The sequence below is a fragment of the Streptomyces prunicolor NBRC 13075 genome (assembly GCF_000367365.1).
Classification (GTDB): Bacteria; Actinomycetota; Actinomycetes; order Streptomycetales; family Streptomycetaceae; genus Streptomyces; species Streptomyces prunicolor.
Window position 1 is genome coordinate 125469 of sequence record NZ_BARF01000074.1, and the last position, 13231, is coordinate 138699.

A 13231-nucleotide genomic window follows, 5' to 3' on the forward strand; every position below is an offset into this window, starting at 1 on the left:
CGATTGTGGGGTTGTCGCGTGGCTACGGCGCCACCCAGGCGTAGCGGTGTTCCGGGCGGCCCGTGTCGCCGTACTTGAGGGAGAGGCGGAGGCGGCCGGCCTGTTCCAGGTGGCGGAGGTAGCGCTGGGCCGTGGAGCGGCTCAGGCCGGTCTCGGCGGCTACCTCGTGGGCCGAGAGCGGGTGACCGGCGCTGTGCAGGACGCCGCAGATCAGGTCGGTGGTCGGTTCCGAGTGGCCGCTGGGCAGGCCGGGGGAGGCCGGCGCGGGCGTCGTGCGCAGGGCGCCGAAGATGCGGTCGACCTGCTCCTGGCCGGCGATGCCGCGGCCGCCGACGCGGTCGACGGTGCGGCGCAGCGCGGCGTACGAGTCGAGGCGGGTGCGCAGCGCGGCGAAGGTGAACGGCTTGACCAGGTAGTGCAGGGCGCCGAGGCGCATCGCCCGCTGCACGGTCGTCACATCGCTGGCCGCCGTGATCATGATGACGTCGGTCGTGTGGCCCTGTTCCCGCATGCGGTGGACGAGTTCGAGACCCGTCTGATCGGGCAGATAGTGGTCGAGCAGCACCAGGTCGATGGTCCCGCGTTCCACGGTGGCCAGCGCCTGGGCGGCGCTGTGCGCGCGGGCGGCGACCCGGAAACCGGGAACCTTTCCCACGTACTTGGCGTTGATCTCGGCGACGCGGAAGTCGTCGTCCACGACCATGACGTCAATCATTGGGCCTCTTTCCTCAAGGCCAGGCGAGCGTTAAGCCCGTGTTTCGGCTCCGCAGTTGTAGCGCGAGCAAAACGAGCACAACAGGCTCTTGCGAGCAAAAGAACGGCTTGCGCCCAGAAGACTGCTGTTGTGGTCCGCGCCACATCTACGGTCCCGGCCATGAGCGCAGACACCAGCCCCGCCATCGAGCTGCGGGGCGCGAGCAAGACCTTCAGGACCCCGTCGGGGGGTCTGCACACGGCCGTACGGGGGCTTGATCTCACCGTCGGGCGTGGCGAGTTCGTGGCGGTCGTCGGGCCCACGGGCTGCGGTAAGTCGACGACGCTGACCCTCGTCAGCGGGCTGGAAGAGCCCTCCGAGGGCGATGTGCTGGTGGCCGGGGAGCCGGTCTCCGGCGTCGGCGACAAGGTCGGCTTCGTCTTCCAGCAGGACGCCACCTTCCCCTGGCGCACGGTCCTGTCCAACGTCATGGCGGGCCCGCGCTTCCGCGGCGTACCCAAGGCGGAGGCCAAGGCGAAGGCGCGTGAGTGGCTGGCCCGGGTCGGGCTGTCCGCCTTCGAGGACCGCTATCCGCACCAGCTCTCCGGCGGTATGCGCAAGCGCGTCGCGCTCGCCGCAACCTTCGTCAACGACCCTGAGATCCTGCTCATGGACGAGCCGTTCTCGGCGCTCGACGTGCAGACCAGAGCCCTGATGTCGGACGAGCTCCTGGAGCTGTGGGAGGGCACCGGCGCCTCGGTCGTCTTCGTCACCCACGACCTGGAGGAGTCCATCGCGCTGGCCGACAAGGTCGTCGTGATGACCGCCGGGCCGGCCACCGTGAAGCAGATCTTCGACATCGACCTGCCGCGGCCCCGCAAGGTCGAATCGGTGCGCCTGGAGCCGCGGTTCATCGAGATCTACCGCGAGATCTGGGAGTCGCTCGGCGAAGAGGTCCGCATCACGCGCGAGAGGAGCGCGGCCAATGTCGCCTGACGTCATACCCGAGGACAAGATCGTGCCGGCCGTGACCGAGCCCGGCACCAAGCCGGACCGCGCGTATTCACGCGCGCGTGCCGCCCGTAAACGCAGAGTCGGCGTCGGGGCGGCCCGGGTGCTGCTCCTGGTCGCCGTTCTCGGCCTGTGGGAGTGGCTCTCCCGGGCCAAGGTCATCGATCCGTTCAACTTCTCGATGCCCTCGAAGATCTGGGACCAGATCTACACCTGGGTGATGCACGGGACCGCGCTCGGGTCCCTGGGGGAGCAGATCTGGGCCACGCTGCAGGAAGCGCTGCTCGGCTGGGTGATCGGTGTGATCGCCGGTGTCGTGTTCGGTATTGCTTTGGGGCGGATCACCTTGCTCGCCGACATACTTGGTCCATACATCAAGGTGCTCAACTCCATACCGAGGATCGTCCTCGCGCCGATCTTCGTCATCTGGTTCGGACTCGGACCGTCCTCCAAGGTCGCCTCGGCCGTGGTGCTCGTCTTCTTCCCGGTGTTCTTCAACGCCTTCCAGGGCGCCCGTGAGGTCGACCGCAACCTGGTCGCCAACGCCCGCATCCTCGGGGCCAGCGACCGCAGGGTGACCCTCCAGGTGGTCATCCCGTCCGCCACCTCCTGGATCTTCACCAGCCTTCATGTCAGCTTCGGCTTCGCCCTCATCGGCGCGATCGTCGGCGAGTACATCGGCGCGACCAAGGGCATCGGCCTGCTCGTCGCGCAGTCCCAGGGCACCTTCAACGCGGCCGGTGTGTACGCCGCGATGGTGATCCTCGCGGTCGTCGCCCTCGTCGCCGAAGGGCTGCTCACCTTCGCCGAGAACCGCATCTTCCGCTGGAAGCCGTCGGGCTCCGACAGCTGAACGGCCCCTCGCCGCACCCCTGTTGAAAGCCCCCTTCCTCCCGCACCGCACCCTCACAAGGACGTGAACCGCCATGCGTAAGACCGCCAGATACGCCGCCCTGGCCGCCTCGGGCCTGCTCGCCCTCTCCTCGCTCACCGCCTGTGCCAACGACGCGGCCAGCACTGCCTCCACCGGCTCCGGCGCCAAGGGCGACGGCAAGGGAGTGAAGGTCAAGATCATGGTCGGTGGCCTGGACAAGGTCATCTACCTGCCCGCGATGCTCACCCAGCGGCTCGGCTACTTCGACGCCGAGGGCCTCGACGTGGAGCTGCTGAGCGAACCGGCCGGCGTCCAGGCCGAGACCGCGCTCGTCTCCGGGCAGGTCCAGGGAGCCGTCGGCTTCTACGACCACACGCTCGATCTGCAGGTCAAGGGCAAGTCGGTCGAGTCCGTGGTGCAGTTCTCGCAGGCGCCCGGCGAGGTGGAGGTCGTCTCCACCAAGGCGGCGGGGAAGGTCAAGTCGGCCAAGGACTTCAAGGGCAAGAAGCTCGGCGTGACCGGCCTCGGCTCCTCCACCGACTTCCTCACCAAGTACCTCGCCGTCAAGAACGGCGTCAGCGTCAGCGAGTTCACCCCGGTCGCCGTGGGCGCGGGACCGACCTTCGTCGCGGCGCTCCAGCAGGGCTCCATAGACGCCGGTATGACGACCGACCCGACCGTCGCCACGATCCTCGACAAGAAGGCCGGCAACATCCTCGTCGACATGCGCACGCCCGAGGGCTCGCAGGCGGCGCTCGGTGGGCCGTACCCCTCGTCAAGTCTGTACATGCAGACGGACTGGGTGAACAGCCACAAGTCAACTGTGCAGAAGATGGTCAATGCATTCGTCAAGACGCTCAAGTGGATGTCCACCCACAGCGCGACCGAGATCGCCGACAAGATGCCGGCCGACTACTCCCAGGGCGACAAGGCTCTCTACGCCACCGCGATCAAGAGCACGCTGCCGATGTTCACCAAGGACGGCGTGATGCCGGCGAACGGACCGGAGACCGTCGAGAAGGTGCTCAAGGCGTTCAACCCGACCATCAAGAACGCCGATGTGGACCTCGACAAGACGTACACGACCGAGTTCGTGAAGAACGCCACAGGCTGACGGCCGCGCGGTCGGCATCCGTAAAGAAGGCAAGGGGTACGGCCCCTTCCCCCGCCCCCAACGGCCGTGCCCTCAGGCGCGGGTCGCCCACACGTAACGGTGTTCCGGGCGGCCCGCGTCGCCGTATTTGAGGGTCAGCCTGGCCCGTCCGGTGCGCTCCAGGAGCTTCAGATAGCGCTGGGCGGTCTGCCGGCTCACGCCCGTGCGGTCGGCGATCTCCTGGGCGGACAGGGGACCTTCGGCGTTCATCAGGGACCGGCGCACGAGTTCCGCCGTGGTGGGGGAGTGCCCTTTGGGCAGCCCGGGCTCCGAGGGCGTGGACAGGGCGCCGAAGATGCGGTCCACCTCGGCCTGTTCGGCCTCGCCGCCGCCGTCGAGCGTGCGGCGCAGTTCGGCGTACGCCTCCAACTTGGCCCGCAGGCCCGCGAAGGCGAACGGCTTGACCAGGTACTGCAGCGCGCCCTGCCGCATCGCCGCCTGTACGGTCGTCACGTCCCGGGCCGCCGTCACCATGATCACGTCCGTCTGGTGACCACGTCGGCGCATCTCCTGGACGACCGACAGACCCGTCTCGTCGGGCAGGTAGTGGTCCAGCAGGACCAGGTCCAGGTGGGGCAGTGTCTCCAACTGGCGCAGCGCCTCGGCTGCGTTGTGGGCCTCGCCGGCCACGTGGAAGCCCGGCACCTTCTCCACGTAGGCCGCGTTGACCTGTGCGACCCGGGTGTCGTCGTCCACGACCAGGACCTCGATCATCGCGACTCCTCCTCGGTGGCGGTCTCCCCGGGGGCGGTGAGAGCGGGTTCCAGGTCCGGCTCGGTCAGGGCCTCCGGCAGGATGACCACGAACTCCGCGCCTCCGCCGAACGCCTCCGTCACCACCGCGCTGCCGCCCTGCCGTTCGGCGAGCCGACGCACCAGGGAGAGCCCGATACCGCGCTTGCCGTGGGCCGGGGGCTTCTTCGTGGACCAGCCCTCGGTGAAGACCAACTCCCGTTGTTCCTCCGGGATTCCGGGGCCCGTGTCGCGCACCCGGAGCACGGCCGTACGCCCCTCCGTCCGCAATTCGACCTCCACGCGTGCGTGCGGTGTGCCCGCGACGGCGTCGAGCGCGTTGTCCACCAGGTTGCCGACGACCGTGACCAGCCCGCGCGGATCGATCAACCGGTCGGGCAGCCAGGTCCGGTCGGAGATCCACAGGGCGACACCCCGCTCGGCCGCGACGGTCGCCTTGCCCACCAACAGGGCGGCGATCAGCGGGTCCTGGATCTTCTCGGTGACCTGCTCGGCGGTGGCCCGGTGATCACCGACCACCTCCCCGACGAAGTCCACGGCATCGTCGTACATCTCCAGTTCGAGCAGCCCCAGCAGGGTGTGCATGCGGTTGGCGTGCTCGTGGTCCTGGGCGCGCAGGGCGTCGATCAGGCCGTGCGTCGAGTCCAACTCCCGGCCGAGCTGCTCCAGTTCGGTGCGGTCGCGCAGGGTTGCCACGGCGCCGCCGTCGTCGGTGGGCATCCGGTTGGTGACCAGGACCCGCTGGCCGCGGACGGCGAGCAGATCGGTGCCGGTGACCCGGCCGGCCAGGACGTCGGTCGTACGGCCCTCACCCAGCGCCTCGTCCAGGGAGTGGCCGACCGCCTCGTCACCGATGCCCAGGAGCCGCCGCGCCTCGTCGTTCAGGAGGCGTATGCGGCCGGTGCGGTCCAGGGCGACGACGCCCTCCCGGATGCCGTGCAGCATCGCCTCACGCTCCGAGAGCAGCGCCGAGATGTCCGAGAAGGCCAGGTCCCGGGTCTGTCGCTGGACCCGCCGGGAGATCAGCCAGGCGGCCAGCGCACCGACGGCGAGAGCGCCCCCGGCGTACGCCAGCAGCCCCGGGATCGCGCTGATCAGCTGCGCACGGACGCTGTCGTACTTGATGCCCACGGAGACGGCCCCCACGACCGTGCCGTCGGCGTCGCGCAGGGGCACCTTGCCGCGGGCCGAGCGGCCCAGGGTGCCCTTGTCGATCTCCTTGACCTCCTGACCGGCCAGGGGCTGGCCGGGAGAGGTCGAGACGAACCGGCCGATCTCGCTCGGGGTCGTGTGCGACCACCGCATGCCCCGCCAGTCCATCACCACCACGTACTCGGCCTTGGTGGCCTTCCGGATCCGCTCGGCCTCCTTCTGCACGGGTCCGTCCACGGTCGGCGGGGTGTTCTGGATGTCCTTGACGATCCGCGGCTGCTGCGCGGTGGTCTGGGCGATGGCCAGAGCGCGGTTCATCGCCTCCTGGTCCAGCTGTTTGCTCAGCGGCGCGAGGAACAGCCCGGTCGCCAGGACCGCGACTCCCGCGGCGATCGCCAGCTGCATCAGCAGCACCTGCGAGAACACCCGCCGCGGCAGCCCGAGGCGACGGCGGCGTGCGGGGGGAGTGGGGCTCATACCCCTGACGGTACGTGGCGGGGCGGGGGCGGCCCCAGGGGTGTGGCGTGGATCTCTTGACCAATTCTTGGGGAAACCGGCTTCCAGGAGAGGGCGGTTTTCTGTAGAAGGCCCCCAGGAGACGCGGTGTCGGGCGGGTCAGCCCGCCAGTGCCGTCGTCAGTTCGCGCACCGCCACCACGTCCATCCGCGCGGGTGCGCCGAGGACCGACGCCCCGCAGCTCTCCGGGCGGGGCGGAAGCGACGCCCCCTGGGCGACGATCACGCGCCAGTGGCGTCCGTCGACGTGCGCGACGGTCACCTCCCAGCGCGGTGCGCCGCCGTCCGTCCGTACGACACGCAGGGCGTCCATCGCGTACTCGCCCGCCGCCCTCCGCACGGCCAGCTCCGCCGCCTGTCCGGGCCGCTCCCAGGCCGAAGCACCCCGGCAGCCCTCGACGACCACACGGCCCTCCTGGACGCCCTGGAGGATCTCCTTGATGCCGTGCGCCTGGACCCGCCCGTACGCGTAGCCGTACGGCAGGACGAGCACCGTCGGCGAGAAGCGGTGACCGCCCAGGTGGGTGACCTCCCAGGCGCCCTCGACCCCGGAGGCTGCCAGTTCGGCCGCGAGGGGGCGACCGAGGAGCGCGCAGCAGCGGTCGCGCTTGCCGTTGGTGCAGACGAGGGCGAGTGGGTCGCCGGTGTGGGCCCGCCCGCCGAGCGCCGAGCCGAACGAGTGCGGGTCACCCGCGCCGAGGGCGGCGAAGTCGAGGGCGAGCAGCTGCTCCGGGTCGGTGGTCGTGGCGCTGTACAGCCATACGTTTCCGGGAACTGTGTGGGCCGCATACACCTGGCGTACCCGTGACGGCGCGAGGTCGGCATGCCGACCGGGGCGGCGGATGAGCGCGATCCGTACGCCGGTGTTCACGGCGGCCGCTTCCAGGGCACGCCCCAGCGCGGGGTCCAGGTGGCTCGAAGTGAGCGCTTTGGCACCCCAAGGACCGGGCTGTTCCAGCAGCAGCCACGTCGTCGCCGTGGCCGCGGTTCCGGAAATGGGCTCGTCGAGGTCCCGAGAGACGGTCGCGCACGTACTCACAGAGGTGAGCCTAACCTGACTTGACCCAGGGTGACTTCCGGCCGCGCTCGTGTCCTACTCCGGTAGCGGTTGAGGCGGCCTGGGGCCTACGTAGTGACCGCTGGGCCGCATGCGCAGCGGGCGCTCGCCGTACTCCTCCAGAGCATGCGCGATCCAGCCCGCCGTACGGGCGACGGCGAAGACCGTCTCGCCCGCTGTGGAGGGCATCCCGGAGGAGACGGTCAGTACGGCGAGTGCCAGGTCGACGTTGGCGTGCAGCGGGGTGTGGCGGGCGGTGGTGGCGACGATGTCGCGGGCCGCGGCGAGGGCGGGCCCGGCGCCCGGGAGCTCCTTCAGGAGAGCGAACAGGGCACGCGCGCGTGGGTCTTCGCCCGGGTAGAGCCGGTGGCCGAGTCCGGGGATACGGCGGCCCGCGCGCAGTTCGTCCGCGATCACCGGGGCCGCGTCGCCCAGGTCGAGCACGTCGAGCAGCAGCCGGTGCGCCAGGCCGCTGGCGGCGCCGTGCAGGGGGCCTTCGAGGACCCCCAGGCCGGAGGAGACGGCCGCGTAGGGGTGGGCGCGGGCCGAGGCGGCGACGCGCACCGCGAGCGTGGACGCGGCCAGATCGTGGTCGACCAGCAGCCCAAGTGCCGTGTCCAGGACGCGCAGTGACGGCTCGTCAGCCGGCCGTCCGCTCAGCCGCGCCCACAGGCGGTGGGCCAGCGGACCCTCGTCGCGATGCGCACGCCGTGCCGGCGGCAGTGCCGCGACGAGGGTGGGGATGAGGATGCGTGCGGTGCCGAGCACGGCGTCCTCGGACAGGTCGAAGCGCAGCGGGTCGGCGGTCGCCGCCGCGATGGCCGCGACCCGCAACCGGTCGGTGGGGCCGGTGTGTTCGGGCAGCGCGTCGACGGCGCGACGGGCGACGGCGACGGCCGCCTTGGGTGCGGTGAACGTGATCCCGGGGCGCAACTCCCCGGTCCACAGCCACTCGGCGATCTCCTCGTAGGAGTGGCGCGCGGCCAGCTCGGTCGCGTCGACGCCCCGGAAGTAGTACCGGTCCTTGTCGATGAGCGTGATGCGGGTCCGTACGGACAGTTCGCCCCCGGAACCCGAACTCCCGCTGATCTCCCGCCTGTTGCGCCGGGCGAGCGCCTCCACCTCCTTGGCGTCGAAGGTGCTGCCACGCCCGCCGGGCTCGCGCCTGCTGCTCAGCTGTCCGCGACTCACGTACGCGTACACGGTGTCGGGCTTCACGCCGAGCGACTCGGCGGTCTCCTTGGTGGTCAGCCGTCGCTCGGGGTGACCGGGAGCGGGTTCTTGATCGCGCATGGAGGCCACGGTATCCATCCCTTACTCATATTGATTCAATCAATATTGACAGGGATTGAGTCAACCATGGACATTTGAATCAAGTCCAGGGAGGAAACATGTCCGTCAACAGGGCCGCAGCCACTCGTATCGAGGTTCCGCGGGGACTCGCGGGCGTCGTCGTCACCGACACCCGAATCGGTGACGTCCGAGGGATCGAGGGCTTCTACCACTACCGCCAGTACTCCGCCGTCGAGCTCGCGCAGACCCGCGGCTTCGAGGACGTCTGGCATCTCCTCGCGTACGGCGAACTGCCGGACGCCGACCGGAGCGTCGCCTTCGCCGCCGAGACGGCCGCGCTGCGCCGACTGCCCGACGAGGTGCGGGCCGCGCTGCCCGCCGTGGCGGCGGCGAGCGGCACGTCCGGACCGCTGTCCGGGATGCGTACGGCGCTGTCGCTGCTCGGCGCGGCGAAGGGCTTCCTGCCGGTGTACGACATCGGCGCGGACGCGCGCCGCCAGGACACCCTCGTGGCGTCCGCGGCCGTACCGACACTGCTGACCGCGCTCTACCGGCTGGGGCGGGGACTCGACCCTGTCGAGCCGCGCGAGGATCTCTCCTACGCAGCCAACTACCTGTACATGCTGACGGGTTCGGAGCCGGACAAGCAGCAGGCCAGGGCGATCGAGCAATACTTGATCTCAACCATTGACCACGGATTCAATGCGTCAACCTTCACTGCGCGGGTCATCGCGTCGACGGGGGCGGATGTGGCGGCCTGTCTGGTCGGGGCCGTAGGGGCGCTCTCGGGTCCGCTGCACGGGGGTGCGCCCAGTCGTGCCCTGGACACCCTGGACGCGATCGGCACACCGGACCGTATCGACCCCTGGATCCGGGAACGTGTCCTCGCCGGCGACCGCATCATGGGCTTCGGCCACGCGATCTACCGCACGGAGGACCCCCGTTCGCGGATGCTGCGCGAGGTCGCCCAGCAGTTCGGCGGGGCACGGGTCGACTTCGCCGTAGAGGTCGAGCGCCAGGTCGAAGTGATCCTGGCGGAGCTGAAGCCGGGGCGTGAGCTCCACACCAACGTCGAGTTCTATGCGGGGTTGGTCATGGAGCTGTGCGGGTTGCCGCGGGAGATGTTCACTCCTACGTTCGCGGCTGCGCGGGTGGTGGGGTGGAGTGCGAACGTGGTGGAGCAGGCGGAGGACTCGAAGATCATTCGGCCGGTGGCGCGGTATGTGGGGGTGGAGGCGCCGGTGGCGGTGCCGTTGATGAGCTGACGGCGGCTCCGGGAACGAGTGTGGCCTGGTGCCGTTCTGACGCCAGGCCTCATCGGTGGGTGATCGAACGGGGACGGGGTGCCGTGCCGCTCGGTTGATCGGTGCCCGACCTGCTCAACAGGGTTCGCGTGGCCGGGGAGGATGCGCGGGGCGGGTCCGGGCGCCGGACGCGTACGCACTCGGGGTCAGGCGTCGGGAATGTCCGCCTTGGCGTCGATCATGATCTCGCGCGGGATGATGACGATGCGTTCGTATGTGGCGCGGGACGCGTCGGTCGGCAGTTTCGGATCGAGTGCCTCGGTGGCTTCGGTGCCCATGATGGCGAAGTCGCCGTTGCTGAGTTCGAAGATTTCCGGGCAGGTTGTTCCGTCAAGGCTTTGGGTCTTGCGTTCCTTGGGCGGTTTGCCGAGCCGTCGTACGATTTCCACCTGCTGTTGGCCTCCCTTGATTTCGGGTGTGAGTACAGGCCTTGAACTGTCGGCCTCTACCCGCGCGGTGCGGGGCGCCGCTGATGACATTCGCGAGCTGTCGATGCCGAGGGGAATGTCGACTTTGGCGTGCATCAGAGTTTCGCGAGTGACCACAACGATTCGGTAGTCCTCGGACAGGGGTGCATCGGCCGGAAGTTGAGCATCCAGCCCCTTTGTGTCATCGGTTCCGATGACGGCGAAGTTACCATCGGCCAACTCGAAGATATCCGGGCAATTCTGTCCGGACACGCTTCCTCGATCTCTTGGAGGAAGGCCTAGCCGACGGATGATCTGACTCACTGTTCAAGTTCCCCTTGGTCTCAAGGCGTTGGTGCCTGCGCGCAACGGGGGTCGACCCTCAGCGCGATCGCGGAGCAGTCAACCCTGTTGGCATGAGGGGAAACGCGTGATTTGCCAGTTCGTTATGGCCCGACAGTGTGAAGGTCCCGGAACGTGCGTCGGGGGGACGCTACTTGACGTCCGGCAGCGTACCGCGGAGTGGGGGATGTTCTAGTCGGCGGGTGGTTCGCCCACGACCCACCATTCGTCACCGTCCGCGTCTTCGAGTTGGCGCAGGAGGTCGTCGACCATCCGTCCGAGTTCCGCTTCCTCGGAGGCGTCGATCAGTGTGGCCCGATGCGGCCGAGTCGCATACCAGTATTCTCTGAAGATGGGATTCTGCAGGATACCCCGGGCAAATCCGAAGAATTCCTCGCGGCTGATGTTGCCGATGCGGTAGTAGCAGAGGGCATTGGTGTACAGGGCATTGGCGAACAGGAACTGCCGCTGCTTCTTGGTCGAGACTCCCTGCTCGTAGGTGTCCAGCACCTCGGCGAGTTCGGCGTCGTCCATGGCTTTGCTCAGCAATTCCCAGTGAAGGCGCTGCTGCTGGGCGATGTTGGCGTCGCGCTGAGCTTGCGTGGTCTGCTCCAGGCGCTCCACGCGCACGCGTAGCGAGTCGATGACGTGTCGCTGTGCGGCCAGGGCCGTGAGGGCTCCCGACGCGAGGACCGTCCCCGCTACGGCGATTGCCCCCAATCCCCGCATTCCACGTTTCTGTGTGGCCATGTCAACCCCCGAATCAGGCGGCCGTCCGCCGGTCGTCGGGGTGCGGGTCGACTGATGGGGACCGGCGAGCGATGGGCGGCGCTTGCCGTCTCCCAGAGTGCCGAGCGGCTCTGATCGGCAGGGAGGCGGAGAGGAGGCGCACGGAGGGAAGCGAGGGTCGCACGAACCGGCGCCTTCCCCAACGTCTGCCCCGCAAGTGCTGCTAACAATCGTTCACTTCGCGGCGATTCTTCCGGCTCGTATCCTGGGGCGGCATTCAACCTCCGTACGTGTGCCGGACCGAGAGCCGGTGCACGCGTCGGCGTGAAAGAGGTCGCACGTTGAGCCAGCAGAGCCCGAGCGCAAGCCCGAGCCCGAGCACCGATCCGGCGTCGGTTCCGAGTCCTGATCCGGGCCTGCCCGCAACCGCGGTTCCGGGCCTGGCCACGACCCCGGTTCCAGGCCTGGCCACGACCCCGGTTCCGAGCCGACCCGCAACCTCCGTTCTGAGCCTGGCCGCGACCTTGGTTCCGAGCCGGAATCCGACCGCGGTTCCTGCCTCGGACCTGACCTCGGCTCCGGCTCCGACCTCGGCTCCGATCCCGGCCTCGGCTCCGACCTCGGCTCCGGCTCCGGCTCCGGCTCCGACCTCGGCTTCGGCCTCGATCCCGGCCCCGTTTTCGGCCTCCGACCCGACCCCGACCCCGACCCCGGTCCCGTCTCCAACCTCGGACCCGATCCAGGACCCGATCCCAGCCCCTGCGCCCACCCCAACCCCTGCCCCGACCCCCGCCCCAAATCCAACCCCGCCGCCGAACCCCCCGCAGATCCCCGTCCTCGTCCTCGCCGGATTCCTCGGCTCCGGTAAGACGACCCTGCTCAACCACCTCCTGCACCGCAGTGGCGGCAGCCGTATCGGGGCGATCGTCAATGATTTCGGGGCGATCGAGATCGATGCGCTGGCCGTGGCCGGGGCGCTCGGTGACTCGACCGTGTCGCTCGGCAACGGGTGCCTGTGCTGTGCCGTCGACGCCAGTGAACTCGACGTCTATCTGGAGCGGCTCGCCCGGCCCTCCGCCGGTATCGACGTCATCGTCATCGAGGCCAGCGGGCTCGCCGAACCGGAGGAACTGGTGCGGATGCTGCTCGCCAGCGAGCATCCGGGGATCGTCTACGGCGGGCTCGTCGAGGTCGTCGACGCTGTCGAGTTCGACGACACGCGAGCGAAGCACCCCGAGATCGACCGGCATCTCTCCCTCGCCGATCTCGTCGTCGTCAACAAGCTCGACCGGGCGGCAGCCGATGCCCCGCGCGTCCTCGGTCTCGTCCGCTCGCTCACCGACCGTGCCGCCGTCGTGCCCGCCACCTACGGCCGCATCGACCCGGAGTTCCTCTTCGACTGTCGGCCGAACGAGGAGCGCGTCGGGCAGCTGACCTTCGACGACCTGCACGAGCACACGGGCGGGGAGCACAGCGGCGACGCGCATGCCGACCATCTCCACGCCGCCTACGACAGTCTCTCCTTCGAGTCCGACTCGCCCCTGGACCCGCGCAGGCTCATGGCGTTCCTGGACAGTCGGCCCGAAGGGCTCTACCGCATCAAGGGGTACGTCGATTTCGGCGCCCACGATTCGCGTAATCGGTATGCCGTGCACGCCGTGGGGCGATTCCTGCGGTTCTATCCAGAGGCCTGGGGCAGTGGTGACACCCGGCTGACCCAGCTCGTGCTCATCGGTACCGGTCTCGACATGCCCGCCCTCGGCAAGGAGTTGGAGGCGTGCAGAGACGGCGACGCCCCGCACGCCGACGAGCGCGGCATGTGGGGCGTCCTTCGTTACGTACAGGAATCGGAGTCGGGTCAGGAGTTGAACCAGGAGCTGGACCAACAACCCGGGTCCGAGCCCGAGTTGGACCCGGATCCCGATCCGGAACTGGACGACTGACGGGC

12 protein-coding genes and 1 pseudogene are annotated in these 13231 nt (G+C 69.1%); 5 read left to right on the plus strand and 8 right to left on the minus strand.

Features of this window, described 5'->3' with window-relative positions; translation table 11 throughout:
- Positions 1–22: 22 nt before the first annotated feature.
- Complete coding sequence (locus SPR02S_RS31535) at positions 23–715, minus strand: response regulator (protein WP_019061022.1); 693 nt, start codon at positions 713–715, stop codon at positions 23–25.
- A gap of 159 nt (positions 716–874) precedes the next feature.
- Between SPR02S_RS31535 and SPR02S_RS31540 the strand changes: the two genes are divergently transcribed.
- The 3 genes from SPR02S_RS31540 to SPR02S_RS31550 all read left to right on the plus strand — a co-directional run bounded on the left by SPR02S_RS31540 (position 875) and on the right by SPR02S_RS31550 (position 3693).
- Positions 875–1690, plus strand: coding sequence for an ABC transporter ATP-binding protein (locus SPR02S_RS31540; protein WP_019061023.1), 816 nt, complete (start codon positions 875–877; stop codon positions 1688–1690).
- The gene (locus tag SPR02S_RS31545) at positions 1680–2558 is read left to right on the plus strand and encodes an ABC transporter permease (RefSeq protein WP_019061024.1); all 879 of its coding nucleotides are present in this window, start codon (positions 1680–1682) and stop codon (positions 2556–2558) included. The genes SPR02S_RS31540 and SPR02S_RS31545 overlap by 11 nt, the downstream gene beginning before the upstream one ends.
- Positions 2559–2631: 73 nt before the next feature.
- The gene (locus SPR02S_RS31550; RefSeq protein ID WP_019061025.1) at positions 2632–3693 is read left to right on the plus strand and encodes an ABC transporter substrate-binding protein; all 1062 of its coding nucleotides are present in this window, start codon (positions 2632–2634) and stop codon (positions 3691–3693) included.
- Positions 3694–3765: 72 nt separating this feature from the next.
- Here SPR02S_RS31550 and SPR02S_RS31555 read toward each other — a convergent pair whose 3' ends face one another.
- The 4 genes from SPR02S_RS31555 to SPR02S_RS31570 all read right to left on the minus strand — a co-directional run bounded on the left by SPR02S_RS31555 (position 3766) and on the right by SPR02S_RS31570 (position 8501).
- The gene (locus SPR02S_RS31555) at positions 3766–4446 is read right to left on the minus strand and encodes a response regulator (RefSeq protein WP_019061026.1); all 681 of its coding nucleotides are present in this window, start codon (positions 4444–4446) and stop codon (positions 3766–3768) included.
- The gene (locus tag SPR02S_RS31560; protein ID WP_078623064.1) at positions 4443–6113 is read right to left on the minus strand and encodes a sensor histidine kinase; all 1671 of its coding nucleotides are present in this window, start codon (positions 6111–6113) and stop codon (positions 4443–4445) included. The genes SPR02S_RS31555 and SPR02S_RS31560 overlap by 4 nt, the downstream gene beginning before the upstream one ends.
- Before the next feature lie 138 nt (positions 6114–6251).
- Positions 6252–7190 carry a ferredoxin family protein gene (locus SPR02S_RS31565; protein ID WP_019061028.1) on the minus strand — a complete coding sequence of 313 codons (939 nt, stop codon included), beginning with the start codon at positions 7188–7190 and terminating at the stop codon, positions 6252–6254.
- A 54-nt stretch (positions 7191–7244) separates the two neighbouring features.
- Positions 7245–8501, minus strand: a complete 1257-nt coding sequence (locus SPR02S_RS31570) for a citrate synthase (RefSeq protein WP_026151033.1) — start codon at positions 8499–8501, stop codon at positions 7245–7247.
- A gap of 98 nt (positions 8502–8599) precedes the next feature.
- Between SPR02S_RS31570 and SPR02S_RS31575 the strand changes: the two genes are divergently transcribed.
- Positions 8600–9766: a citrate synthase/methylcitrate synthase gene (locus SPR02S_RS31575; protein WP_019061030.1), complete on the plus strand. Its 1167-nt coding sequence runs from the start codon at positions 8600–8602 to the stop codon at positions 9764–9766.
- Positions 9767–9951: 185 nt separating this feature from the next.
- Here SPR02S_RS31575 and SPR02S_RS31580 read toward each other — a convergent pair whose 3' ends face one another.
- The 3 genes and pseudogenes from SPR02S_RS31580 to SPR02S_RS31590 all read right to left on the minus strand — a co-directional run bounded on the left by SPR02S_RS31580 (position 9952) and on the right by SPR02S_RS31590 (position 11304).
- A complete protein-coding gene (locus SPR02S_RS31580; protein WP_019061031.1) occupies positions 9952–10194 on the minus strand; it encodes a hypothetical protein in 243 nt (80 codons plus the stop codon).
- A gap of 111 nt (positions 10195–10305) precedes the next feature.
- Positions 10306–10536: pseudogene (locus tag SPR02S_RS60660) on the minus strand (hypothetical protein); the annotation flags it as partial.
- Positions 10537–10746: 210 nt separating this feature from the next.
- Positions 10747–11304 (minus strand): DUF6082 family protein, encoded by a 558-nt coding sequence (locus SPR02S_RS31590; RefSeq protein WP_026151034.1) that lies wholly within the window; start codon positions 11302–11304, stop codon positions 10747–10749.
- 806 nt (positions 11305–12110) lie between these two features.
- On the opposite strand from SPR02S_RS31590, the gene SPR02S_RS31595 reads away from it, so the two are divergent.
- Positions 12111–13226, plus strand: a complete 1116-nt coding sequence (locus SPR02S_RS31595) for a CobW family GTP-binding protein (RefSeq protein WP_078623071.1) — start codon at positions 12111–12113, stop codon at positions 13224–13226.
- Positions 13227–13231 lie beyond the last annotated feature (5 nt).

Excerpts from the sequence above, each read along its gene's own strand:
- SPR02S_RS31535 (WP_019061022.1), bottom strand. The coding sequence starts at position 715 with ATGATTGACGTCATGGTCGTGGACGACGACTTCCGCGTCGCCGAGATC.
- SPR02S_RS31540 (WP_019061023.1), top strand. The coding sequence starts at position 875 with ATGAGCGCAGACACCAGCCCCGCCATCGAGCTGCGGGGCGCGAGCAAG.
- SPR02S_RS31545 (WP_019061024.1), top strand. The coding sequence starts at position 1,680 with ATGTCGCCTGACGTCATACCCGAGGACAAGATCGTGCCGGCCGTGACC.
- SPR02S_RS31550 (WP_019061025.1), top strand. The coding sequence starts at position 2,632 with ATGCGTAAGACCGCCAGATACGCCGCCCTGGCCGCCTCGGGCCTGCTC.
- SPR02S_RS31555 (WP_019061026.1), bottom strand. The coding sequence starts at position 4,446 with ATGATCGAGGTCCTGGTCGTGGACGACGACACCCGGGTCGCACAGGTC.
- SPR02S_RS31560 (WP_078623064.1), bottom strand. The coding sequence starts at position 6,113 with ATGAGCCCCACTCCCCCCGCACGCCGCCGTCGCCTCGGGCTGCCGCGG.
- SPR02S_RS31570 (WP_026151033.1), bottom strand. The coding sequence starts at position 8,501 with ATGCGCGATCAAGAACCCGCTCCCGGTCACCCCGAGCGACGGCTGACC.
- SPR02S_RS31575 (WP_019061030.1), top strand. The coding sequence starts at position 8,600 with ATGTCCGTCAACAGGGCCGCAGCCACTCGTATCGAGGTTCCGCGGGGA.
- SPR02S_RS31590 (WP_026151034.1), bottom strand. The coding sequence starts at position 11,304 with ATGGCCACACAGAAACGTGGAATGCGGGGATTGGGGGCAATCGCCGTA.